We start from the raw sequence: 25,766 nt of genomic DNA, 5'->3' as shown, positions 1-25,766 counted from the left end.
CATTCTGTTCCTCTCCCGGGGCATTCAGCTTTAAGCCACGCACAAATGACTCCCAGTGGCAAAAGGAATGATATTGATGAAGCCTAAAGGCCAAAATATGTTTTACTTTCTCATATTGCTGCCCGCCTTGTTGCTGTTTACTGTTTTTTTCATCATCCCCGTAGTGCAAAGTCTTTCCTTGTCCTTCACGGACGCTTACGGAATGAGACCGAATTATAAGTTTATTGGTTTAGAGAATTATATCACCGCCTTCAAGGATAGAAGCTTTATAGATACGATTAGTGCGACGTTGAAATTTACGATCACTGCTGTTGTACTCGGAAACGTGATTTCCCTGATCCTGGCTTTGCTGCTGGATACCAAAATCCGCGCCAAAAGCTTTCTGCGCTCTATCTTCTTCATCCCAAACGTGATGAGCTTGCTGGTCGTAGGTTATGTATGGTCTTTCGTATATAGCAATGCTTTGCCAGACCTGTTTGAAGCACTGCATTTGCCCGCCTCCTGGCAGGCCTCGATTCTGGGCAATCCTGATATTGTTATTTATGCGCTGGCCGTTACGGCGGTATGGAACGTAGCCGGTTATTACATGATCATTTATCTGGCAGCGCTGCAAGGCATATCCGATGATCTGATGGAAGCTGCTAAAATCGACGGAGCTCGTACCAAGGACATTTTGTTCAAAATTAAGCTGCCGCTCATCTCGCCGATCATTGTGATGTGTTTGATTCTGTCAACCGCAGCTCATATTAAAATCTTCGAATTGCCGTTCACCATGACCTCCGGTGGTCCGGCGGGCTCTTCGATGACTATGGTGCTGAAAATATACAATACGGCCTTTAGTGCCAACCAAACCGGGCTTGCAACAGCGCAATCGACGATCTTCTTCCTTCTGATTGCCGGTATTACTTTAATTCTGACCAGACTGATGAAATCCCGGGAGGAGAAATTATGATGAAAACTGCCGGTGAAAGTAAGAAAAAAGGATGGCGTCAAGCAGGATTGTACACGATTGTATGGCTTCTCGCGATCCTATTCTTCGCTCCTATCGTGATTGTAATCCTGAATTCATTCAAGACCAAGCCGGAGATTATGGTGTCCACCATCGGATTGCCGGAGAAGTTTAATTTAGATAATTACGTGACGATCTTTACCAACAATGACTTTCTTTCCTCTCTATGGTTCAGTGTTATCGTAGTCGTCGCGACCACAACGCTTACCGTTCTAGTCTCGGCGTTGGCGGGATACGCACTGGCCCGTTGGAAGAGCAAGTTCTCCAGCGCCATCATGCTTATCTTCATGACCACCTTGTTTGTGCCCTTCCAGGTCTACATGGTGGCCCTGATCGTTATTGCCCGTCAACTCTCTCTCACTGGCTCTCCCGTTGGGTTAGTCCTGATCTACATTGCCCTTGGCATGCCCGTACCGATCTTCCTGTATCGGAGCTATGCCGCAACCATGTCCAAGGAGATAGAGGAAGCTGCCGCCATCGACGGATGCAGTCGCATTCAGATGTTCTTCCGAGTTGTATTTCCGCTGATGAAGCCAATTACCGCGACCGCAGCTGTATTGAATGCGCTATGGGCCTGGGGTGAATTTTTGGTGGCATTCCTCGTCTACGGTAATCACAAGCCAATGACCATTCCGCTATCCCAGCAATACTTTTATGGCAGCTATAATCAGCAATGGAACTTGATTATGGCCGGATTTGTGATATCGACCATCCCGATTGTTATTTTCTATATCCTGATGCAGAAGCATATTGTTAAGGGCATCGCCGCGGGTGCCGTGAAGGGGTAACAAGCACATAGAGAAAAGATTAAAGGAGAGAAACACGGATGTTCAACGCTATTTCGCGCCAGGTGGAGAAAACAGTAGCTGACCTGCAGCAAATTAAACCGGAATTGGCCGAGTTATTCAAAAATGGCTATAGCAACACACTGGATACAACCGTAGAACGGATGGAGGATGGAACAACCTTCGTCATTACCGGCGATATCCCGGCCATGTGGCTGAGGGATTCATCGGCCCAGGTAAGACCTTATATCCGCTTGGCTCACGAGGACCAAGAACTGGCGGAGATGATTCGGGGCTTGATCTGGCGTCAGGCCCGCTGCCTGCTGCTGGACCCTTACGCTAATGCCTTCAACCGGGAGGGCAATGGGCATGGACACCAGCAGGACCGTACCGAGATGGGGACATGGATCTGGGAACGCAAATTCGAGCTGGATTCGCTCTGTTACCCGGTGCAACTGCTTCAGGATTATATTGAAGCTACTGGCGATACCAGCGTGTTCACCGAGGAAGTTCATGCGATGCTGAATGTTATCGTGCGGACGATGCAGACCGAGCAAAACCACGATGAGCGCTCTTCTTACAGCTTTGAGCGCGATGATATTACCTTGCCATCGGATACACTGCCTTTGGCAGGCCGAGGCACAAGAACGAATGTGACAGGCATGGTGTGGTCGGGATTCCGTCCCAGCGACGATGCCTGCAAGTTCGGCTACCTGATTCCTGCCAACATGTTCGCGGTGGTCATTCTGCGTCATTTGGCCAGCTTCGCCGAGTCCTACTATGCCGATGCCAAGCTGGCTGAACGCGCGCGCAAGCTGGAAGCGGAGATCAGCTTCGGGATCGAAACGTACGGAACGGTGGAGCACCCGCGCCATGGCACGATCTATGCCTATGAAACCGATGGCTACGGCAATTATAATTTGATGGATGATGCCAACGTACCAAGCCTGCTGTCCATGCCTTATCTCGGCTATTGCAGCTATGACGACCCTAAATACCTACGTACGCGGCAATTTGTACTTAGCGTGGACAATCCGTACTACTACAAGGGACGTCATGCCGCAGGGGTAGGTAGCCCGCATACGCCGGAGGGTTACGTTTGGCATATTGGACTCATTATGCAAGGCCTGACCTCCACCGACAAGCAGGAGCAGCTCGACTTGCTGGACCAACTGCTGGCCACCACTGCCGGAACAGGTCTCATGCACGAGAGCTTCCATCCGGATCATCCCGACCAGTTCACACGCGAATGGTTCGGTTGGGCCAACAGCCTGGTGGGACAATTCATTTTGCAGTGGCTGGAGCCTGATGTGGAACACGGAAAGAAGTCTAAATAGCAGCTCAGAGACTTACCCTAAAATGAACATAAATTTTGTGAAGATGACCCAGTATCGATTCGGTGCTGGGTTTGTTGCAGTTCGGCCAGGGAATCTACTCGAACTTTTGCTATTCCATTAATGAAGGGGTAACCTATTCATAGAAAAGGAGGCTGAAAAAGATGAATCAACATGTTCCGGAAATTACATTGAACGATGGCTTGAAGGTGCCCGCCATTGGCCTTGGCACTTATTCCTTGAAGGGCGCCGACGGTGTAAAGGCAATTGCAGGAGCAATTGATCTGGGCTATCGGCTGATCGATACCGCGTTTAATTACGAGAATGAAGGAGCTGTCGGTGAGGCCGTGAAGCGAAGCTCCGTTCCTCGTGAGAAGCTGCTGATCTGCTCCAAGCTGCCGGGACGCCGTCATGCTTATCAAGAGGCGCTTGTCACGATTGAAGAATCGCTGTATCGTGCCGGGCTGGATTATTATGACCTGTATCTGATTCATTGGCCGAACCCGAAGCAGGACCTTTATGTTGAAGCATGGCAGGCTATGATCGAAGCGAGAAAGCGGGGATATATCCGCTCCATCGGCGTCAGCAACTTCTTGCCTGAGTATAATGCACGGCTGGTGCGGGAGACAGGGGTTGCGCCCAGCCTGAATCAGATCGAACTGCATCCTTATTTTGACCAGGCTGATCAACGTCAGAAGGATACGGAATACGGCATCATCCCGGAATCCTGGAGTCCGCTTGGCCGCGGTCACCATATGCTGCAGGATGACCGGATCGCTCGGATCGCGGCAGCCCATGGGAAGACGCCAAGCCAGGTGATTCTCCGCTGGCATACTCAGCTCGGGTCGATTCCGATTCCGAAGGCAGGCTCCCTGCAGCATCAGAAGGAAAATCTGGAGCTGTTTGATTTTGAACTGTCAGAAGCGGAAATGAACGTGATCCGCAGCTTCGGCGATGGAGACGGAAGCGGACGCTTGTGGGGGCAAGACCCGGCTGAGTATGAGGAGTTTTGATGATGTAACAAGATGTTGTTCTATAACAAGATGTCGTGTTCCACAACCCGAAGGATCATAGCTGGATGCGACAAACATGAAAACGGGGCAGACCGGAAGCTAGTGTTCACGAGCTTCCGGTCCGCCCCTTTTGTATGAAGGCACGCGCGCTTAGCCTTGGACGCGCGCGCTCGGAGTGTCGTGATCCAACCGCGAATGGCGAGTCAGCTCGGCGTAATACCCATCCTGTTGAAGCAATTGCTCATGAGAGCCTGCTTCCACAATCCGTCCGCTATCGATGACGATAATCCGGTCCGCATGCTGTACAGTAGACAGCCGGTGGGCAATAACCAGGGTGGTTCTGCCGGCAGCTACGACGCTTAACGCATGCTGGATCAGTTGCTCCGTCTGAGAATCGAGATTGGCGGTTGCCTCATCCAAAATGAGGATTTTCGGACGGAAAACCAGGATCCGGGCGAAGGAGATCAACTGGCGTTCTCCGGCGGAAAGCCCGCTTCCGCGATTGGACAGCTTCGTATCATAGCCGCGTCCCAGCCGCTTGATCATCGGATGCGCGCCGACCTGGCGGCAGGCCTTGATAACCTCCTCGCGGGTAATATGCTCCTGGAAGAGACGGACATTGTCCACGATCGTACCAGAGAACAGGTAAGGCTCCTGCTGGACCAATCCCACGATTCGGTGCAGATCGTGCTGAGGCAGCTGCCGAATATCGGTGCCGTCGATCTCCACGCTTCCGCGATCAACATCATAGAAACGGGCTAACAGGTTCACGAGAGAGCTTTTCCCGGCCCCTGTGGTGCCGACAATGCCGATGAATTCCCCCTCTTGGATATGCAGATTCAGACCATGAAGCACCTCCTGCCCGTCTACATAGGAGAATCGAACCTGCTTGAAGTCTACCCGGCCGCGTACAGCGGCAGGAGCAAGCGTCTTCTTCTCTTCCGGTGAAGGCTCCTTAACCTCCGGTTGGGCAGAGAAGATGCGCCACAGCCGATCCATGGACACTGTGGTGGATTGAAGGGTATTCCACTGTTGAGTAATCTGGTTGATCGGTTGAAAGAACTGACGAATATAACTGGTGAATGCATACAGTACGCCGAATTCGATTTGTTGGTCGAGCACGGCAAACCCGCCGAGCCAGACGACAAATGCAACGGCCAGATTGCCGAGGACATCAAAGGAGCGGTTAAAGAGCACCGATGCCCGGACCTCCCGGAGATTCGCCTTCAAGTAGGAGGTGTTCCGGCTCGTAAAACGGTCTTCCTGCTCTTGCTCCTGATGGAAGGACTGAATCAGGCTCATACCGGATAAATTCTCCGCGGTAAAGGCAATGAGCCGGGAGAGCAGCGTGCGGGCCTGCTGGTAGCAGGATCGCAGATGCTTCCGGAAAGCCACCGCGATACCCGTAATGATCGGGAACAGGATCAGGCAATACAGGGCAAGCCGCACATCCAGCGCAAACATAAAGACGATAACAAGAATGAGGGAGAGTCCGTCCCGGACGAGACTGAACAGAACCTGGGTGAAGAACTGATTGATCGTCTCAGTATCACTGGACTCATTCGTGACAAGCCCTCCCATGGAGTTCCGGTCGAAGAAGGACATGGACTGTCCGGTGATATGCTTGAACAGGTCTTTCCGCAGGAGAGCCACAATGCTCTGGCCAACGCGCTGCAGCAGGTTCGCTTGAACATAGGAGAACACACCGCTAAGCGCTTCGAGAAGCAGATATCCCACCGCCAGCCCGATCAGAATTTTAGACCCGTACGCACCGAAGAGCACCTTTTCATCAATCGCGTATTTGATCAGGAACGGCTGGAGCAGGTCCGCCGAAATGGCTAGGAATGCACAGATGAAAACCCCTAGAAAGGATTTGCGGTGAGGCTTGGCATATGAAAATAAGGCCTTGAAGGCTTGACGGCGTTCCTCCGGAGAGACGGTGTGCTTGTTATCCTCGCGCTGCTTGGGTTCAGCCGGCATGGTTACCCTCTCCTTCCTGAATCTTATGCAGGGAAGCATACAGACCCTGGAGGCGAAGCAGTTCCTTGTGAGTTCCCTGCTCGGACAGCTTGCCGTCCTCCAGCACAAGGATATGATCGGCGTGCTTAACGGCACTGATCCGATGGGCAATAATAATCGTTGTCTTTCCTTGTCTGGACTTCCGTAGATTAGCCAGAATCTTTGTCTCCGTTACGGCATCCACGGCGCTCACGCTGTCGTCCAGCAGCAGGATCGGCGCCGATTTGATAAGCCCCCGGGCCAGACTGGTTCTCTGGCGCTGCCCGCCGGAGAGGGTAAGCCCCCGTTCGCCAAGCTTCGTATCGAATTGATCGGAGAACCCGGCGATACTTTCGTGCAGCTCCGCCAGCCTTGAAGCCTCCTCGACCTCATGCAGCTCTGCGTCCCGGTTGAAAAAAGCGATATTATCGCGGATGGTGGTGCTGAACAGGAAGCCATCCTGGGGAACATACGCAATCTGCGTGCGCAGACTGCTGAGAGACAGATCCCGAATATCCCGGCCTCCGATATAGATGGTTCCGCGAGGTGCATCATATAGACGCAGCAACAGCTTAACCAGGGTCGTCTTGCCGCTCCCGGTGCGTCCCACAATTCCCAGGGTCTCGCCGGGCTTGATCGAGAAGCTGATATCATCCAGACTCGCTTCCCCGGCATCAGGATAGGCGAAGGTCAAATGGTGTATATCGATGCCAAGGTGCTGCTCGGACGGCGGGAGAGTATCATTACCCTCCTTAATTTCCGGCTCTACCGCGAGCAGTCGATTTAATCTGTCCAGGGATGCCCGGGAGCGCTGCATGGTATTAATGACGTTCCCGATGAGTCGCAGCGGATTCATAATCATGCGAAGGTACAAGGTTAAGGCCACGAAGAGACCCAGCGACAACTGCCCGCGGGTGACCAGAAGTCCGCCGTAAGCGATTGCAACAGCCATCGAGACAGCCCCTGTAAAGGGAAGAATCGCCTGGAACATGGAGGTGATCTTAACCAGGGAGAGCTGACGCTGCAGGATGTGATCCACAGAAGCCCCGAAGCGGTCGCGAGCTATATTTTCCGCAGCGAAGCTCTTGGTCACTTTTACGCCTTCAAATTGTTCCTCAGCTGATTCTGTCATCGAAGCCAATGCCTCCTGAACCCGGCGGGAACGGTCGCGGATTTTCGGTCCGAAGCCGATGACCAGAAAGGGGATCGCGAGCAGCGGCAGCACACAGACCAGAATGAGCAGTGCCGGAATATCACTCGCAGCCATCATGACAATGACGGAGATGATCAGCACGGATGCATTGGTCATCTGATTCAGCCCGTTGGCAATCGACTCCCGCACGCCGGTCACGTCGTTCATGACATAGCTGAGCAGCTTGCCAATTCCGTTTCGGGAGTAGTAAGACTCGCTTAATTGAGTAAAATGATGGAAGAGCTCTTGTCTTGCCCGGAACTCGAAGATTCGCCCCAAGCGGTGATTGATATACTGTCCAATGCCGAAGCATAGTCCGTATACAATCGCGATCGCGACCAGAAGTATCGCATAATACCCAACATCGGGTCGGGTCAGCTCCCCGCTTTGCAGATGGTCGGTGAAATCACCCAACACCTTCGGGAAGTAGGCAAACGTAACATTTGCGGCAATCAGAGATAACACCGCAGCCAGATAGAACAAGAAATGGGCCTTCATGTGATTCAACAGTAATGTTTTTCCACGCACAGACACCTGTCCTCTCCTTATATAGTGCATCGTGATCAAAAGATGACTTTTTGCTTCGGCCAACATCGGTCATGTATAAGTATACCATGGGAGGAAAAGGCAGGCTGCGGTCTATCACGTTACTATTCAGGGAAAATGCCTCAAATTTGTGCAAGAAAAAGAGAGAAGATTGATAGCCAAGAATTATAATATAGTCAATACTATAGCCCATACATCTGATGTGAAGCAGTGAATGGAGGATGGAAATGTTGATGAAGCACGCTCGGATCGGTGTGATCCTGGCTCAAATCGGAACACCCTCGGCTCCCGAAGCCCGCTCGGTGCGTCCGTATTTGCGGCGGTTTCTCTCCGATCGGAGGATCGTAGACACGCATCCTTTACTGTGGCAGCCCGTGCTAAGAGGAATTATTTTGCGTACACGCCCCAAGAAATCAGCAAGCCTGTACCGCCAAATCTGGACTGAAGAAGGCTCGCCTTTATGGGTCTATTCGCTCCGGCAGCAAACCGCGTTGCAGGACAAGCTGGGATCGGACTATCAGGTCGAATTAGGCCTTGCATATAGTGATCACAGTATTGAGAAGGCTATAGAGTCATTGGAGAAATCAGGAATCAGCCGTATTCTGATCGTGCCGATGTTCCCGCAATACTCCTCAACAACGACGGCGTCGGTGTATGACCAGACCTGCTTTGCGGCACTGGGACGCAAGAGCTTTGGCGGGAAAGCAGCCAAGCGCTTTATTCCCGCGCTGCGCTTTGTCGAGCCTTATTACGACGATCCGGGATATATTGACGCTATGAAGGCTCATTTGCAGCGAATTTTGCACCGTCAAGGGCAAGAGAGCCGTCCGGATTATACGGTGCTTACCTTTCATGGCATTCCCAAGCGGTATGCCGATACAGGTGACCCTTATCCTCAGCAGTGCATGGAGACAGGGCGGCTATTAGCCGAAGCCATGGGATGGGAAGACGGAAAATGGCAGATATCCTTCCAATCCCGATTTGGTCCGGAGGAATGGGTAGGTCCCTCTACCGAAGAGACTCTCAAGGGCTTGCATGACCGCGGGATTTCCAATCCTATGGTCTTCTCGCCAGGCCTTGTCACCGATTGTCTGGAGACCTTGCATGAGCTGAATATTGAAGGCCGTGAGCATTTTCAAGCTTCTGGCGGACAGGCTGAGCGTTTTCAGTATGCCCCTTGCCTGAATGATCAGCCGGAATGGCTGGGCTTCCTGACGGAATTGGTAGAGCGCAACGCTGGGGGGTGGCAGACAGTACCTCGCCCCTAATGATTGTATATGTTTACGAAAACAATGGTATTTTTCAAAAAGATAAGGTAACTTATAGAGTAAAGAGAATAAAAACGTTTTTATAAACAACGTATTAAGGAGAGAATACTTTGACAACAAAGAAATTGGGAGTCCCGCTAGAAGGTTTCGCCGAGTTCAGCAGAACTGTTGCCGCAGAAGGGGCGGTGTTGTTAAAAAATGATTTGCAAGCCCTTCCTTTACTTCCGCAGGATACCGTATCGGTATTCGGAAGAACCCAGATCAATTATTACCGCAGCGGAACCGGTTCCGGCGGAAGCGTGAATGTAACGCATACGACAAATCTGTTGAATGGACTGCGCGGCAAGAGCGGAATTCGGTTGAATGAGGATTTGGCGGGCGTATATGAACAATGGATTGAGCAGAATCCCTTTGACAACGGGGGCGGGGGTTGGGCCGCTGAACCGTGGCATCAGAAGGAAATGCCGCTGAGTGATGAGCTGGTGGCCTCGGCAAGAAGCAAATCCTCGAAGGCTGTTGTCGTTATCGGCCGCACCGCAGGCGAGGATCAGGATAATGCCAATGCACCGGGGAGCTATCTGCTGACAGATGATGAGAAGGATATGCTGTACAAGGTAACGCATCATTTTGACCAGACCATTGTAGTGCTCAATGTGTCCAATATTATTGATATGGGCTGGCTGGACGATAGCCGCTATACTTATCCGATTGCCAGTGTGATTTATGCATGGCAAGGGGGCATGGAGGGAGGCAATGCAATTGCTGACGTGCTTACAGGCGAAGTGTCGCCTAGCGGCAAGCTGACCGATACCATCGCTTACCGGATCGAGGACTATCCGTCCACCAAAAATTACGGCGATGAGCTGAAGAGCATCTATGAAGAGGATATTTATGTCGGGTATCGATATTTTGAGACATTCTGTCCGGAGAAGGTGCAGTATGAATTTGGCTTTGGGCTATCTTACACGACATTTGCTTATCAAGCAGAAGAAGGAAGAACCATCAACAAATCGGATGGAGATGTCATCGAGGTTGATGTGACGGTTACGAATACAGGGAATGTCTATGCAGGTAAAGAGGTCGTCCAGCTCTATTATGAAGCCCCTCAGGGCAAGCTGGGCCAGCCTGCAAGAGCTCTTGCGGCGTTCGCCAAGACACGTGTCCTGCAGCCGGGAGAATCCCAGCGATTAACATTGAGCTTCCCGGCTCGTCGTATGGCCTCTTATGATGATGCCGGCATGACGGGATACCGTTCGGCTTATGTGCTTGAAGCGGGGACTTATGTTATGCATGTAGGGACGAGCGTGAAAAATACGGTTGCGGCGGCCATTGACGGTCAGGGCGGATATTCGGTCAACTCGCTTCAGGTTGTCCAGCAGCTTCAAGAGGCAATGGCTCCGGTAGAGGGCTTCTCCCGATTGAAGCCGGGCGCGCGGAGACCGGATGGAACCTATGAGGCGGATTATTCTGCGGTTCCGGTTAGAACCGTCTCGATGGAGGAGCGTATCGAGCGCAATCTTTCGAAGAGTCTGGAGCAGACAGGAGATCAAGGCTATAAGCTAAAGGATGTTCATGAAGGCAAGGTAAGCATGGAGACCTTCATTGCACAGCTCAGCAACCAGGATCTGGCGGCGATTGTTCGCGGCGAGGGCATGAGCAGTCCGCTGGTTACGCCGGGAACAGCTTCGGCATTCGGCGGTGTAAGCGATTCGCTGCTGAGCTATGGCATTCCTGTAGGATGCACCGCTGACGGACCGTCCGGCATTCGGATGGACAGCGGCCTGAAGGCAACCCAGGTTGCGATCGGAACCCTGCTTGCGGCTACCTGGAATGTCGAGCTTGTAGAAGAGCTGTACGTTATGGAAGGCCAGGAACTGCTGAGAAATGAGATTGACGCGCTGCTCGGACCGGGACTTAATATTCGCCGCAGCCCGCTGAACGGCCGGAACTTCGAATATTTCTCGGAGGATCCTTTGGTTACGGGAGAATTCGCCGCTGCATGTACGCGCGGAATCAAGCAGGGCGGCTCCAATGCTACATTGAAGCATTTCGCGTGCAACAACCAGGAGAAGTACCGGACAAAAGTCAATGCGGTCGTCTCCGAGCGAGCACTGCGCGAGATCTATCTCAAGGGCTTCGAGATAGCGGTGAAGGAGGCGGGAGCCAATTCGATTATGACCTCCTACAATCCGATCAACGGTCATTGGGCAGCATCGAACTATGACCTGAATACGACGATCCTGCGCGGAGAGTGGGGCTACACAGGAATTGTGATGACGGACTGGTGGGCCCTCATGAATGATGTCGCCTTCGGCGGCGCTCCAAGCAATAAATACACGAACTGGATGGTTCGGGCTCAGAACGATCTGTACATGGTTGTGAACAACTACGGCGCGGAGATTAACTCGCTGGATGACAATACCTTGGAATCGCTGGAAAATGGCACTTTAACCGTCGGGGAATTGCAACGAAGCGCTATGACCATTTGCAACTTCTTGATGCATGCCCCGGTATTCTCAAGAGAGCAGATTATTGAAGAGAAGGTTAACGCGGTTGCCGCTAAGCACCTTGCTGCTGCACAGGAGCTTTCCGAAGAGGGACGGCTCCATCCAGCGGCGAAGGAGCCGACCTTGTTCCAGGTGGCGGAGGCCGGGCAATACCGGATCATTGTCAATATCATGTCCCCGGACAATAACCTGGCGCAAAGTGCATGCAACCTGATTCTGAATAACCAGGTGGTTACGACGATTCAGACGAACGGCACGGATGGCCGATGGATCAAGCAGAAGCTGGTGAAGGTAGAGCTGGAAGCCGGCGGATACGAGATGACATTTGATCATACCAAGCCAGGTATTCAGTTAGATTGGATTGAGTTCAAACGTACATTTTAAAAGAGGCCCGGGAACTGATATAATGTTACTTATCAAAGGACATTATTGAGTCAGGAGAGTAGGGGAGCATGAGGGGATACAATTTTACACGCCCATTGATGTTGATTGCGATTGCAGTCTTGACAAATTTTGCTGTTACATCCATATGCATGCTGTTTGGAATGAATCAGGATTCGGCAAGCAGTCTGGGGACAATGGCCATGGTATTAGCCGCTCTCTGGGTGTTCTCACGGCAGAGGAAGAAACGTTAATGACAATCATTTGAAGGTTTGAATAATTCTGTCCACTCCTGGGCATTTTCTTAATGAACACCATTGCGAGGAGTGGGCAGACATGAGAACAATGAACAATATCGCGCTTACGCTTTTAATTGTGGGAGGGCTGAACTGGCTTCTGGTTGGGCTGTTTCAGTATGATCTGGTAGCAGCCATCTTTGGCGGACAGAGCGCCATGCTATCCCGAATTGTCTACGTCATCGTCGGACTATGCGCGCTTTATTCGCTCAAGTTCTACGGCGACGTGAACGAAGAGGAGCGAGCCCGCTAAGGCTTAAGATCTTAATATCGGGTATGAATGAAAGAACGGCCTCTCGGGATATCCTGAATGGTCGTTCTTTCATTTTATTTAGATGAATATATAAGTTGAACTAAAGCGGCTACATAGAATAGGCATAAGTGTAAAGTGTTCTGCAGTAAAAGCTTTCTGAAAGAAAGCTACTTCGAGAGCATAAGCTCGTTAGCGCTCGCCTTTGAGAGCGGATTTCTACTTAATGATGGCTTAGTTCAATCAAAGAAATCCGCGAACAACAGCGATCGTAAGAACACTTTACACGTTGCCTCCAATGTATGATCATGAGTTCAACTTACAATTCATCGGCGATGCCGAGCAGTGCGATACCGATCATGACGACAACAATGACGCTGTACTGAAGCTTGCTGAGCCGCTCCTTCAAGAAGAGTCGGGACAGGATAACGGAGAAGATGCTGTACGAAGCGATCAGTGGCGCCGCTATAATTGCGTTATTGGCCATAGCAAAGACATAGAAGAACTGGCCGATTGTCTCGAAGATGGCAGCATACCCTTTTACACGCTCACGGAACAGATGGAAGGACTGCTTCTTGATCCATTTTAAATAAATGAAGGCGATGACCGCACAGAGGAAAAAGGTGAATTCATAGGCAAGCAGCGCCGCATCCTCGCTGATCAGACTGAGCTCATCGAGATAGATCCCGTCGGCGAAGGTGCCCAGCCCGTCAATGATACAGTAGAGAATCGGGAACAGGATCGCCATGACTCCGATTTGATATTTCTTGTCCAGAACGGCGGAATCCGCCCGGAGCATGCGAAGCTCCTGTCTTTTCTCCAATACTGCAATAGCCACCACACCGCCCGTAATAAGGATGATTCCCGTTACCTGGATGCCGCTTAGAACATGGGTAAAGAAAATAAAGAGCAGGATCGTTGTCACTGCACCGGAGGAGTTCTGTACGGGAGAAGCAATGGACAGCTCCATGTACCGCAACCCGATATAGCCAAGGGTCATGGATAGAATGTAGAGCGCTGACACCGGCAAATACCGAAGCATATCGAGGGGATCAAAAGCGATTCCCTGAATGAGCATGTAGGAGATAGCATGAATCCCCATCACCAGACCGACCATAATAACGATCTTGATATGACTGTACCGGTCCCCCGGATCACTTCCTTTCTTATAAAATAAATCCGCCGCGCCCCAAGCGAAGGCGGTAAGCAGCGCAAATAGAAACCACATAACGATGCACCCTCCTGAATTCAGTCTACTTTGTGAAAACTGTATCATTATATATGCCGGAGTAAAAATGTCAAGAGGAAGGCGCCGGAATGTATCCGGATTCATTGACATTAGGCATTTGGAGTGGTATCGTCGAACTGACCTCTACCAGCATTTTGAAGTTGATAGAAACCGATATATATTTCGTGAAAGCTCTTCGCAGGAAGGGTTTTTTCAATTTATATTATCTTATAAGAAAAGAATGTGATTCTATGAAACAGCTCAGACTAAGCCCTAAATACAGTAATTTTCTCGAAAAGCATCTGTCGGGCGAGACGATGGACTACCGCCAGGTCATTGCTTTGTTCCTGCCGATCCTGATTGACCAGGCCTTCATTGTCGGCTTGAACCTGGTAAACACGGCGATGATCAGCTCCTCGGGTGTGGCGGCTGTCAGTGCGGTGAACATGGTGGATTCGATCAATATGTTCCTGATCAATGTCTTTGTGGCTATTGCGACGGGGGGAACCGTAGTAGTAGCCCAATATAAAGGCAGCGGGAATCAACTGATGGTGTCTAAGTCTGCCGCCGGCAGTGTTACGGCAGTCTCGCTCACGGCTCTGGTGATCGGTATGTTTCTGGTCGTGTTTCACACCCCGATTCTCAGTCTGCTCTTCGGAGGGGCGGATGCGGACGTGCTCCATAGTGCGCGAACGTATCTGATCGGGAGCGGTGTGTCATACATGGGGATTGCCATTGTGCAGGCTGTGTGCGGTGCATTGCGAGGCATAGGCAAGTCGAGAGCTTCCTTGGCATTATCGCTGATCACGAATCTTTTGTATGTCTTGCTCAACATATTGTTTATCAATGTACTTGATATGGGTGTATTCGGGATGACATTATCCGTCAATATTGCCCGCTATGCCGGAGCAATATGTGCGCTGTATTATATATTCAAGCTGGATGCGGCGCTGCATCTGGGCATCCGCGATCTGTTCACCCTTCCGTTGTCCATGCTGCGCAAGATTATGTTTATCGGTGTGCCATTCGCCGCCGAGCAAATGTTCTTTAATGGCGGTAAGCTGCTGACCCAGGTGTTCATTGTCAGCCTGGGAACGTATGCGATAGCCACCAATGCCATAGCCGGCTCGCTGGCAGCGGTGCTGCAAATTCCTGCGGGTGCGCTGTCCTTGACGATTGTTACGGTCGTAGGTCAATGTATCGGGAGAGGCAATGTGGCGGATGCCCGAAAATTCATCAGGTCATTTCTGGTGATTGGCTCCATCACTTTGTTCTTGATCGGTATTTTGATTATGCCGTTCTTTTATCCGCTTGTCGGTATTTTTGATCCGCCAACAGAAATTGTCCATGATATCTTCATCATCCTGCTGATCAATACTATTGTTCAGATGTTCCTTTGGCCGATCAGCTTTATTGCCCCTTCGGCGCTTCGCGCGGCTGGCGATTCCAAGTTCACTTCGATCACTTCCATGCTGACCATGTGGTTGTTCCGGGTCGTGCTTGGTTATCTGCTGGGGATTACCTTCAACTTCGGCATATTAGGCGTCTGGCTGGCTATGAACTGCGAATGGGGTGTCCGCGGAGCCATCTTCATGTGGCGTTACCGCGGAACCAAATGGTATCAGCATAAGTTGATCTAGAACGGAAGGGATGTTCAACATGTTGCCGTATAATACACTGATCCATCAGGTTCCTACAAGAAGAAAGGCCGTCGCTATCACCTTTGATGATGGACCGAATCCTGTATATACGCCCGAGGTGATGGAGATCTTTCGAAAGGCTCAGGGAAAGGCAACGTTCTTCATGATCGGCAGTCAAATGGAGCGGCATCCCGAGGTGGTTCGGGCGGTCCATGCAGAGGGTCATGAGATCGGCAACCATTCCTTCACCCATCCTTCATTGACAGGACTTCAGAAGCGGGAGGCGAAGGAAGAGCTTGTTCAAACCGAGGTGCTGATTGAACAGTTGACAGGCGTGAGGCCCAAGGTTTTTCGTCCGCCCTATTTCGACCAGAACGAGATGGTCGGCAGCGTATCGGAGGATATGAAATATTACATGATAGGCGCGCTGAATTCGGAGGCGAACGACTGGGAGATGCCGGGTGTGGAACATATTCTGGAGAAGACAAGAAGTGAAGTCAAGCCTGGGAGCATCTTGATCTTTCATGATGGCTTTGATGACCGTTCCCAGACGGTCAAGGCAGTTTCTATTCTAGTACCTGAGCTGATCGCTGATGGATATGAGCTCATTACGGTCAGCGAGTTAATCTCATCTTCTCACTAAAAAAATGATAAGCCGTTGGTGTAGATGCCTATGCCAGCGGCTTTTTTTATTCGACAATCTATTTTGGTATAGCGCGTTTTTTTGCAAGTTGTTGTACAATGACGTAAGGGTGTGAGACTATTTTCCTACACTAATGGGGGAACTTCCATGATGAAATTTGTCGGAAAAAAGGTTAGGGATGATATAGTCAGTGATTTCGGTGTGACATTAGTCTCTGCGGGAAGTATGCTGGATGAGGAATTGATCGGGCTGTTGGGGAATCATCAGGTTGATCTGTATAGCCTGGAGCTTTTGGATTCCGGGCCAAGACCGGTCATTAATTTTGTGGATCAGGCCGTGCTGCGATCCAAAGAATTATTCGAGTCCATTGGGCTGACAGGCAAGGTGCCTGTGGAGGATATCAAGGGAGAGGTAATCCCTCTCATCCTGCAGGTCTCGCAGCACTCCAATCTGTTCCAGCTCTTCGAATCCGTGAAGGCTGTCGATGAGTATACCTATCAGCATAATATCGGAGTCGGCATCCTGTCGACGCTTATTGGCAGATGGATGGAGCTGCCGGATGAGGAACTGGAGATCCTGTCTCTGGCTGGAACGCTGCATGATGTAGGCAAGGTGTACATATCGGGTGATATCCTTAACAAGCCGGGTAAACTGACGAAAGAGGAGTACGAGCAGGTCAAGCGGCATGCCCAGTTCGGCTATGATTTGCTGTGCCAGGTCCCCCACTTGGATCCTCGCATTCCGCTCGCCGCGCTTCAGCACCATGAACGCAATGATGGCCGGGGCTATCCGTTTGGAGCAAAAGAGCATGACATTGAGCTGTTCAGCAAAATCATTGCGGTAGCTGACATTTTCCATGCCATGTCCTCCCGGCGCTCCTACCATGAGCCAAGAGCATTTTATGAGATTGCAGATCAGATGAGAGACGACAGCTTTGGCCTGCTAGACCCGATGGTTGTCACTTTGTTCCTGGATAAAGTAATGGAGAAGCTGATCGGCGAGACGGTGCTGCTGACAGACGGACATCACGGTGAAGTCATTAGCTTGAATCCGCATCAGCCGTTGGCTCCGCTCGTGAAGGTCGGAGAAGAATTCATCGACTTGAGCCGAAGAACGGACATACATATTAAAAGTATTTTTATACCCGCTTAATATCGGGCTGCAGGGAGAAATGAGATGATAGCAAAAGTCCCGCTTCTGGCGGACAGCAGGAAAATATATAGAAAAGTCATAACTACATATTGGATTATATTGTTTCTTTCTCTCTTGGCAGAATGGCTTGGGGCTCTATTGTGGGCAGAAGGAAGAATTGAACGGTTAGACTTGGGGTATCTCATGGAGAGAATTATTGTGCCCACACTGGTCCAGCTAGCAATTATCGGGACGAATGAGCTCTTGTATTATCGTTCCTTGGAGAAGCCGGAATGGGTCGTGCTTAGCGGGACGCTGATCGCGGCCGCCTTAATGATTGGCAATCAGGGCTTGCATCTGGAATATATTCTGGTGCTTCCGATCCTGATCTCTCTGTTTTTTTTCAGGAAAAGACTGCTTTACTTGGCATTTGCAGCGAACTTGTTAACCTTCTTCCTCATTTATTACGGCTATTCCGAGTTCAGAACGATCATGACCCCTTATGATCTTTGCATCTTTTTCGCTATAATGATCGGCATTCTGTATATTGCGCTGCAGATTATTGGGCAAGGCAAACAAATGATTGCTGATTTCATGCGCATGATGACCTCGGAGCAGGATTTGGTGGTGAAGAATGCGGTCATGGACCGGCTGGCCAAGATTGATGCGCTGACCGATTTATACAACCATAAGACGCTGCATGAATATTTGGAGCAGTTGATCGAGCAAAGCAACAATAACGTCATGCCCTTGCAGCTGGCGATCATGGACATTGATAACTTCAAGAGTGTGAATGATACGTACGGTCATGCTGTGGGAGACGCAGTGTTGAGCCGGGTAGCCCAGGCGCTAAAGGATTCATTGTCCCAGAATGAGATCATTGCAAGATATGGCGGTGAGGAATTCGTCGTCATTTTTCCCGGCAAGACCTTGTTCGAAGCCTGTCAGGAAATGGAGCGGACCCGGGAGCTTATTTATTCTATAGCGCATGAAGAGATGAAAGGGAGCCGAATTTCGGTCAGCATTGGCGTGGCGGAGCATGTGAGAGGCAAGTCCAGCTCTGCCTTGTTCGAGGAAGCGGATGCTTGTCTGTATTATGCAAAAAAACACGGCAAGAACCAGATGGTGGCGAAGCAACATGCCAGAAAGTCATCCAGTCCTTCCGTGTAGCTGTATAACTGCAGGCTAGATTTCCGGCCAGTTTCCGCTGCCTGACAAATATTTCTCCGTTAAGATCGAGAGTAATTGAATACCTACCTCATTATGTCCTCCTTCGGGGATGATGAGGTCCGCATATTTTTTGGAAGGCTCAATAAAAGCTTCATGCATAGGCTTGACGGTGGCCAGGTATTGCTGATGAATGGAATGGATAGAGCGTCCTCTTTCCTCCATGTCCCGCAGCACGCGGCGAAGGAGCCGGACATCGGAATCGGTATCGACGAACACTTTAATATTGAGCATATTCCGCAGCTTCTCATCATAAAGGACGAATAATCCTTCGACAATTGCGATCCGGTTTGGCTTCAGCACGATGTTCTCCGTAGTGGAACGGGTATGGTTGGTGAAGTCATATACCGGTGCCGCCGCAGTTTGCCTGTTCCTCAGCATCAACAAATGCTCGATCAGCAATTCATTGTCAAAAGCAAAGGGATGGTCATAGTTCGTTAGAACCCGCTGATCCATCGTCAAATGCGACTGATCCTTGTAATAGTTATCTTGTGAGATGAATGTAACCTTATCCGGCCCTAGCTGCTCGATCACGGAGCGGGCCACTGTCGTTTTTCCAGAGCCGGTGCCGCCGGCGATACCGATAATTAGCATGGTGATTCGAATAACCCCCTAGGTATTTTCCCGTTGAACATTTTCGTATTGTAGCATAGTGAGCGACATTTTTCACCCCCATTGATCAAGTCTAAGGCATTCATGTCGAATGAACGTTCACCGGGCCATTCCCTGAGGAAATCTCAGAAATTTGCTTGAAATCCATGTCAAAATCCATAGAAAATTCACATGCTGTGTAGTAATATTGTCCTATAAATCCAATTACTACATATAAAATGGGGGTCGTTCGCTTGCTGCATAGTCTGAAGTGGAAACTGATTGTCTTTTTTGCTTCACTGCTGCTTATTTCCGGAGCCGTGCTTACGTATACCGTATACAATTCCTCCGAGAAATTGCTCTTGAACTCGATTGGCACGCAAGCGTTAAAGGTTGCTGAGCATGCGGCAGCTATGGTGGAAACGGAGCAATACAAGACGATTGCTGATGAAGGCGAATCTGCGGTCTATTATCGTACGCTTCGCGAACAAATGAGCGCGGTCAGAGAGGCTAATGGACTGGATTATCTGTACATTATGCATCGTCGGGATACGGGCGGATCCTACGAATATTACTATGTTGTTGACGGAGCGGCATTAGACGCGCCGGATGAGGAAGTATCGGGCTTTGGGGAAGCAGAGACAGAGTCCTACCCGTCCTTGGAGGCGGTCTATGACAGCAAGCAGCCGCAGTTGGGAGAGATGACGTCCTCGGAGGAATATGGAGAGACAATGACCTCCTACGTACCGATTCTCGACGCTAACGGAGAAATTCTCGGTGTCATGAGCGCCGATTACAATGCTTCGGAGGCGTATGCTTTGCTTCACAACACGCGCAGCCGGATCATATGGATCTCGGTCGGCATTCTGGCAGTTGCATTAATCCTTACGCTCTTAATGGCTCGCTCGCTGGTTAATCCATTGATCCGTATGAAGCGTGATATGCACAAGGTGCAGACGGGTGAACTGGGCGTCAAGACTGAAGTTCTGGGCAAAGGCGAGATTGCGGATCTGGGGCAGTCCTTCAACCGGATGTCCGAGGACCTGAGCTCCATGATCCTTGGCATTAAAGACAGCTCGGGAATGATCGGAGATTCCGCCCAGGTTCTATTCAATAATGTCGGTAAATCCCGCAAGCTTGGCGAGAGCATTTACAGTCTTTCGGTTGAGGTCTCTGAGGGTGCGGATATTCAGCGTAAGGCCGCGGAGGATACCTCAAGAGCCATGGATGAGGTTGGCTCGGGCGTACAGCGGGTAGCGGCATCTTCAGCGCTTGTCGCCGAGAGCTCCGCCAAGGCGGCCAGCATGGCGGAGCAGGGCTCTATCGCAGTCAAGCATACCGTTAAGCAGATGGATAAAATCCACAACGCAACAAAACGGGTAGTCGAAGATATTGATGCAGTAGCCGAAAAATCGGAGGAAATGAGCGAGATCATCGAGGCGATCCAGGACATTTCAGCTCAGACCAATCTTCTGGCATTGAATGCCTCCATCGAAGCCGCTCGTGCGGGCGAGCATGGCAGAGGCTTTGCCGTTGTCGCAGACCAGATCCGTAAGCTGGCGAACCAGTCCGGCAACTCCACCCTGCGAATTGCAGAGCTGATTAATGAGACGATTCAAGGCGTGGAGCGTGCAGTAGAGGCTGCAAGACAGGAGTATATTGAGGTTGAAGCGGGCAGAAGCGTGGCTCAGGCCGCAGGGGAAGCCTTCCAGCTTATTCAGCAGGAAGTGAATGTGGTGGCAGGAGAAGCGCAGGAATTTACTGCTGTCGCTGAAGAAATCGCCGCTGCAGCGGAGGAGGTGGCTGCTTCCGTTGAGGAGATTTCGCGGCTGTCCGGCAGAGCTTTCTCCTCGGCAGAGCAGATGACCAGCGCTGTGGCAGAGCAGGACCAGGCCGGAGAGGCAACCTGGTCCTCCCTGACCGAGCTTCAGGAGAAAGGGAAGCAGCTTGAACAGTTGACGGAGCGTTTTAAAGCGTAGACTTGGGCGTGCTGGATCGCCTCCCTGCCGGAGCAACAGCGGGAACGCTGGAGGGTTATAGCGATGCAGCGAACATCGCCGATTATGCCGAGACTGCACAAATTTTGTATAACCTGCTAACAAAATAGGACGCACTCAAATTGCATAAGCATAAGTGAGTATTGTCTATCGACCGGGCCTTGGGCAGCACGCTGCTATCAGGCCCGGATTTTTTGTATGGGCAGGTACTGCTCTAAATCATGATCTCCCTTGGAACCGATGCCCGTCTTCTTTATACTGGAGTCAGAATGGAACAATGCCCGAGACGGGAAGGAGCTTATTTAACGATGAACGAGCCTAAAGATCAAGAGGAACGTGTAACTTCAATACAACAAAGCCTGGCCGATGCTTTTAATACGGCGCAATACCGCTTGTCCGGTCATGGTCCAAGGAAGGTCGAGGTTTTAAAGCGTGCATTCGAGGGGATTTCCGGTGATATGGACAGCGATATGTACGGTAAAGGCGAGACTATTGAACAATTTCAGCGGGAAATGGCGGAGTATTTGGGCAAGGAGAGTGCGGTGTTTTTTCCAAGCGGGACTATGGCCCAACAGATTGCCCTGCGGATTTGGTGTGACCGGGCGGACAATAAGCGGGTTGCCTACCATCCTCTGTGCCACCTGGAGATTCACGAGGAGGATGGTCTCAAGGAGCTGCATGGCATTAAGCCCATTCTGTTGGCGGACAGCGGACGACTGATCAAGCTGGAGGATGTGAAGTCATTGGCCGAACCGGTCGCCTGCCTGCTTCTCGAGCTGCCGCAACGCGAGATCGGCGGGCAATTGCCTGCGTATACCGAATTAGAAGCTATTTCTGCCTATTGCCGCAGCAAGGGAATCAAGCTTCACTTGGATGGAGCAAGACTGTTCGAAATTCTGCCCTACTACAACAAGACGGCTGCCGAGGTATGTGCGCTGTTCGATAGTGTCTATGTTTCCTTCTACAAGACAATCGGCGGGTTGGCCGGGGCGATTCTGGCAGGCGAATCACAGTTTACTGAGGAATCCAAGGTGTGGAAACGGCGCCATGGCGGAGATTTGATCAGTCTGTACCCTTATATTTTGAGCAGTAAATATTATTTTGAGGAACGGATTGGCAAGATGGAGCAGTATTACCGGGGGGCCGTTGAACTGGCAGCCCGTTTTGAGGCTTGTCCAAAGGTGTCCGTACGTCCCTCGGTTCCGGTATCAAATATGTTCCATATCCACTTTGCAGCGCCGAAGGAGAAGATGGAGCAGTTGCTCTGTTTGGTGTACGAGAAGAGTGGCGTGGGGCTGACGGGCAATCTGCGGGAAGCTGAAGGGGGCAAGTCCTGCTCTTTCGAGTTTAGTGTTGGAGATCAGGCAGCTCATGTGCCAGCCGAGCGGATCGATGAAATGTTTCGTCAGCTGGCTGATTTATCCGCGTCATTATAAACATGCAGGGCAAACCTCCTCTTCAGGGTATATAGAATGTGTAGAGAAGTACAGACTGTGTAGTATTGTTCCATAACTGATGAGCGGAAAGGAATTGATACGATGCTGCGTACAAAAATGATTTGCACACTCGGCCCTGCATGCGAATCACTGGAGACCATTAAGGATATGGTTCGGGGCGGAATGACGGTAGGCAGACTTAATATGGCACATGGCGAGCCGGAGGAGCATATTCGGCGGATTCAACTAGTCAGACAGGCCGCGAAGGACTTGGGGACATTTGTGCCGATCATGATGGACATCAAGGGGCCGGAGGTACGGGTCGGCAGGTTGAAGGAGGCCTCCTGCCAATTAATTGCCGGCGAGGAGATCGTGCTGACGACGGAAATCCTCGATGGGGATTGTCATCGGGTATCCGTGAATTATCCGGAACTGCCTCAGGTGATCCAGGAGCATGATCGGATTCTGATCGATGACGGACTGATTGAGTTAAAGGTTATTGCAGTCGAAGGGAGCACTGAAATCCGCTGTCTTATTGTCAGCGGGGGGATGCTGAAGCCGCGCAAGGGAGTTAATCTGCCAGGCATACGAACGACGCTGCCAGGTGTTACGGAGCGGGACATCGCACATATTGCCTTTGGTGTGGAGAACGAGATTGAGATGATCGCTGTGTCTTTTGTGAGAAAGGGTGACGACATCAGGCAGGTTCGAAATATTCTGGAGAACAGCGGGGCTGGTCATGTCCAGATTATTTCCAAGATAGAGAACGAGGAAGGAATTCGAGCTTTGGACGACATCATTGAAGCCTCGGACGGCATCATGGTGGCCCGCGGCGATCTTGGTGTAGAAGTGCCTGTCGAGCAGGTGCCGATGATGCAGAAGGAAATGATCGATAAGTGCAACATGGCGGGCAAGCCGGTCATCGTGGCTACACACATGCTGGAATCAATGCAGCTCAACCCTCGCCCGACTCGGGCGGAGGTGAGCGATGTGTTCAATGCGGTGATCCAGGGAGCGGATGTAGTGATGCTGTCGGGGGAATCGGCGGCCGGCAAATATCCGGTGCAATCGGTTCAGACGATGGCCAGGATAGCGCAGCAAGCGGAAGGTGCCATCGACTACCGGGAACGGTTCAGCCTTCGAAGAAGCCAGCATACCGCCAATATTACCGAGGTCGTGAGCCAAAGTGCGGTCAGCGCTTCCCTGGAGCTGGATGCCAAAGCGATTCTGACATCGACGCAGAGCGGGTTCACGGCACGGATGGTATCGAAATATCGTCCAAAAGCGCCGATCCTGGCTATTACTCATAATCCTCACGTATTGGCGAAGGTATGCCTGCTGTCAGGTGTGTTTCCATTTCAGGGACCGTCTGTATCGACTACGGATGAAATGTTCCGCGCGGCCATTGAGACGGCAGTTCAAAGCGGTTATGTGAATAAGGGCGATACCGTAGTTCTGTCTGCCGGACTGCCCCTCGGTCAACCGGGCACCACGAACCTGCTGCAAATCCAGCAGGCTTAATATATCGAAGAGCAAGCTGCCGGCAGCTTGTTTAGCAGCAATGCAGCAATAAGATGAAGTCGATGAGAGCCGCACATATTCATATTCAAACCGGTCTCCCGGAATACCGCACAGCCATTTAAGCATGTCTGGCGTATATCCGCGGAGGCCTGTTTGCGTATCATTGAAGACCGCTGCCGGTCATCAGGGCATACACGCTTGAGGCATAGGGCCATATTACTTGGCCTATCTGAAAAAGAACTGAACATAAGCGGAAAGCGTGCTTAATCTTTCAATCGCTTGCTTTCGCAGGGGCTGGTTGCATACACTTAGGGAAGGTGGTTTTGTATAGCAACGAAGGGTCTAATCCTATACCAAGGAGGAGCAAAGCATGGGGACGGCTGTGTGGACAAGGGAGGCAGTGGGAGAATTGATTGCTTCGCAGCAAGCTTTCATTGCCGCCGGCGGCACTAGAACACTGGAGTTCCGCAGAACGCAGCTTCAAAAGCTTAAAGAGGCTGTGAAAAGTCATGAATCGGCGATCCGAGAGGCGCTGCTTCAGGATTTAGGCAAATCCGAATTTGAGGGCTACATGACGGAAATCGGATATTTATATGATACGATCAGCTATACTCTCAAGCATTTGAGACGCTGGATGAGACCACAGCGCGTCAAGACACCGCTGGTTCACTTCGGCTCGAAAAGCGCTGTTTACCGTGAGCCCTATGGCTCGGTGCTGATTATCGGACCGTTCAACTACCCGTTCATGCTGATGCTTGATCCGTTGGTCGGAGCGCTTGCTGCTGGGAATTGTGCGGTGCTCAAGCCGTCGGAATATACCCCGCATGTCTCTGCCGTCATTGCGAAGATGATCTCTGCTCATTTCAGCCCGGATATGATTCAAGTGATCGAAGGCGGGAAAGAGACGACCTCAGAGCTAATTCACGCTCCGTTCGATATGATCTTCTTTACCGGCAGTCCGCAGATTGGCAAGGTGGTCATGAAGGCCGCGGCAGAGCATTTGGTGCCTGTAGTTCTGGAGCTGGGCGGAAAGAGTCCATGCATTGTCGATGCAGATGCTGACTTGGAGCTTGCAGCCAAGCGGATCATTTGGGGAAAGTTCGTCAATATGGGGCAGACCTGTGTGGCGCCGGATTATGTTTTGGCCCATCGAGCTATTAAACAAGCCTTGATTGAGAAGCTGAAGCAACAGATCACCGCCTTCTATGGGGAGATTCCCCAGAAGAGTCCGGATCTCGGACGAATCGTAAATGAACGGCACTGGGACAGGCTTCACGGACTGCTGGATGCCGAGAAGGTGGTCGCGGGAGGAACCGGCAACAGAGAAGAGCGATATCTTGCTCCTACCATCATGGACGGAGTTACATGGGAGGATCCGGTCATGCAGGAGGAGATTTTCGGGCCTATTCTGCCTATACTGGAGATGAATAGTCTGGATCAGGCGATACAGATGATCAATTGTCGTCCCAAGCCGCTGGCATTATATCTTTTCACCAAAAGCAAGTATGCAGAGCACGAAGTGTTAGGCCGGGTATCCTTTGGCGGGGGATGCGTGAATGATGTGTTGATGCACCTGGCGACCCCCTATTTGCCCTTTGGCGGGGTTGGAAACTCGGGGATGGGCTCGTATCACGGCCATTACAGCTTTGAGGCGTTTTCTCACCGGAAGGGTGTGCTGCACAAGTCAACAAGCTTTAATCCGGACATGATGTATCCGCCTTATACTCCGAAGAAGCTGCAGCTTGTCAGACGTTTTCTGAAATAGTCTTAATC

The 25,766-nt window shown here is 51.1% G+C and carries 20 protein-coding genes; 16 read left to right on the top strand and 4 right to left on the bottom strand.

The window, feature by feature from the left end; translation table 11 throughout:
* Window positions 1–97 precede the first annotated feature (97 nt).
* From KI362_RS05255 to KI362_RS05240, 4 genes are all read left to right on the top strand, one after another.
* Window positions 98–952, top strand: coding sequence for a carbohydrate ABC transporter permease (locus KI362_RS05255; RefSeq protein ID WP_158297346.1), 855 nt, complete (start codon window positions 98–100; stop codon window positions 950–952).
* On the top strand, window positions 952–1,797 hold the full coding sequence (locus tag KI362_RS05250; RefSeq protein WP_158297345.1) for a carbohydrate ABC transporter permease: 846 nt from the start codon (window positions 952–954) through the stop codon (window positions 1,795–1,797). Before KI362_RS05255 ends, KI362_RS05250 begins: the two co-directional genes overlap by 1 nt.
* Window positions 1,798–1,835: 38 nt before the next feature.
* Window positions 1,836–3,131 (top strand): glycoside hydrolase family 125 protein, encoded by a 1,296-nt coding sequence (locus tag KI362_RS05245; RefSeq protein ID WP_301625425.1) that lies wholly within the window; start codon window positions 1,836–1,838, stop codon window positions 3,129–3,131.
* A 161-nt stretch (window positions 3,132–3,292) separates the two neighbouring features.
* Window positions 3,293–4,141 carry an aldo/keto reductase gene (locus tag KI362_RS05240; RefSeq protein WP_301625423.1) on the top strand — a complete coding sequence of 283 codons (849 nt, stop codon included), beginning with the start codon at window positions 3,293–3,295 and terminating at the stop codon, window positions 4,139–4,141.
* A 150-nt stretch (window positions 4,142–4,291) separates the two neighbouring features.
* Here the strand turns inward: KI362_RS05240 and KI362_RS05235 are convergent, their stop codons facing one another.
* Window positions 4,292–6,121, bottom strand: a complete 1,830-nt coding sequence (locus KI362_RS05235; protein ID WP_301625421.1) for an ABC transporter ATP-binding protein — start codon at window positions 6,119–6,121, stop codon at window positions 4,292–4,294.
* On the bottom strand, window positions 6,111–7,829 hold the full coding sequence (locus tag KI362_RS05230; protein WP_301625785.1) for an ABC transporter ATP-binding protein: 1,719 nt from the start codon (window positions 7,827–7,829) through the stop codon (window positions 6,111–6,113). The genes KI362_RS05235 and KI362_RS05230 overlap by 11 nt, the downstream gene beginning before the upstream one ends.
* A gap of 281 nt (window positions 7,830–8,110) precedes the next feature.
* On the opposite strand from KI362_RS05230, the gene hemH reads away from it, so the two are divergent.
* From hemH to KI362_RS05215, 3 genes are all read left to right on the top strand, one after another.
* Window positions 8,111–9,145, top strand: coding sequence for a ferrochelatase (gene hemH, locus KI362_RS05225; RefSeq protein WP_301625783.1), 1,035 nt, complete (start codon window positions 8,111–8,113; stop codon window positions 9,143–9,145).
* A 110-nt stretch (window positions 9,146–9,255) separates the two neighbouring features.
* On the top strand, window positions 9,256–12,036 hold the full coding sequence (locus KI362_RS05220) for a glycoside hydrolase family 3 protein (RefSeq protein ID WP_301625419.1): 2,781 nt from the start codon (window positions 9,256–9,258) through the stop codon (window positions 12,034–12,036).
* 333 nt (window positions 12,037–12,369) lie between these two features.
* Window positions 12,370–12,582, top strand: a complete 213-nt coding sequence (locus KI362_RS05215) for a DUF378 domain-containing protein (RefSeq protein WP_044480508.1) — start codon at window positions 12,370–12,372, stop codon at window positions 12,580–12,582.
* Between the two features lie 316 nt (window positions 12,583–12,898).
* On the opposite strand, the gene KI362_RS05210 is transcribed toward KI362_RS05215, so the two are convergent.
* Complete coding sequence (locus KI362_RS05210) at window positions 12,899–13,807, bottom strand: EamA family transporter (RefSeq protein WP_301625417.1); 909 nt, start codon at window positions 13,805–13,807, stop codon at window positions 12,899–12,901.
* 251 nt (window positions 13,808–14,058) lie between these two features.
* Between KI362_RS05210 and KI362_RS05205 the strand changes: the two genes are divergently transcribed.
* The 4 genes from KI362_RS05205 to KI362_RS05190 all read left to right on the top strand — a co-directional run bounded on the left by KI362_RS05205 (window position 14,059) and on the right by KI362_RS05190 (window position 18,391).
* Window positions 14,059–15,447: an MATE family efflux transporter gene (locus tag KI362_RS05205; protein ID WP_301625416.1), complete on the top strand. Its 1,389-nt coding sequence runs from the start codon at window positions 14,059–14,061 to the stop codon at window positions 15,445–15,447.
* A 10-nt stretch (window positions 15,448–15,457) separates the two neighbouring features.
* Window positions 15,458–16,090, top strand: coding sequence for a polysaccharide deacetylase family protein (locus KI362_RS05200; protein WP_301625414.1), 633 nt, complete (start codon window positions 15,458–15,460; stop codon window positions 16,088–16,090).
* 147 nt (window positions 16,091–16,237) lie between these two features.
* Window positions 16,238–17,242, top strand: coding sequence for an HD-GYP domain-containing protein (locus KI362_RS05195; protein WP_301625412.1), 1,005 nt, complete (start codon window positions 16,238–16,240; stop codon window positions 17,240–17,242).
* 183 nt (window positions 17,243–17,425) lie between these two features.
* The gene (locus tag KI362_RS05190; protein WP_301625410.1) at window positions 17,426–18,391 is read left to right on the top strand and encodes a GGDEF domain-containing protein; all 966 of its coding nucleotides are present in this window, start codon (window positions 17,426–17,428) and stop codon (window positions 18,389–18,391) included.
* A gap of 15 nt (window positions 18,392–18,406) precedes the next feature.
* Here the strand turns inward: KI362_RS05190 and udk are convergent, their stop codons facing one another.
* A complete protein-coding gene (gene udk / locus KI362_RS05185; RefSeq protein WP_044480505.1) occupies window positions 18,407–19,042 on the bottom strand; it encodes a uridine kinase in 636 nt (211 codons plus the stop codon).
* A 251-nt stretch (window positions 19,043–19,293) separates the two neighbouring features.
* Here udk and KI362_RS05180 point away from each other — a divergent pair, with 251 nt between their 5' ends.
* The 5 genes from KI362_RS05180 to KI362_RS05160 all read left to right on the top strand — a co-directional run bounded on the left by KI362_RS05180 (window position 19,294) and on the right by KI362_RS05160 (window position 25,758).
* Complete coding sequence (locus tag KI362_RS05180) at window positions 19,294–21,018, top strand: methyl-accepting chemotaxis protein (protein WP_301625408.1); 1,725 nt, start codon at window positions 19,294–19,296, stop codon at window positions 21,016–21,018.
* Window positions 21,019–21,020: 2 nt separating this feature from the next.
* Complete coding sequence (locus tag KI362_RS05175) at window positions 21,021–21,146, top strand: hypothetical protein (RefSeq protein WP_301625407.1); 126 nt, start codon at window positions 21,021–21,023, stop codon at window positions 21,144–21,146.
* Window positions 21,147–21,344: 198 nt separating this feature from the next.
* Entirely contained in the window at window positions 21,345–22,472 is a 1,128-nt protein-coding gene (locus tag KI362_RS05170) for a threonine aldolase family protein (protein WP_301625405.1), read from the top strand.
* 102 nt (window positions 22,473–22,574) lie between these two features.
* A complete protein-coding gene (gene pyk / locus KI362_RS05165; RefSeq protein WP_301625403.1) occupies window positions 22,575–23,993 on the top strand; it encodes a pyruvate kinase in 1,419 nt (472 codons plus the stop codon).
* Window positions 23,994–24,363: 370 nt separating this feature from the next.
* Window positions 24,364–25,758, top strand: a complete 1,395-nt coding sequence (locus KI362_RS05160; protein ID WP_301625401.1) for an aldehyde dehydrogenase — start codon at window positions 24,364–24,366, stop codon at window positions 25,756–25,758.
* Window positions 25,759–25,766: the final 8 nt, after the last annotated feature.

It is taken from the genome of Paenibacillus apis (assembly GCF_018333295.1).
Classification (GTDB): domain Bacteria; phylum Bacillota; class Bacilli; order Paenibacillales; family Paenibacillaceae; genus Fontibacillus; species Fontibacillus antibioticophila.
The sequence above is the reverse complement of the archived record's forward strand: the minus strand, read 5'-3'. Positions and strand labels throughout refer to the sequence as shown.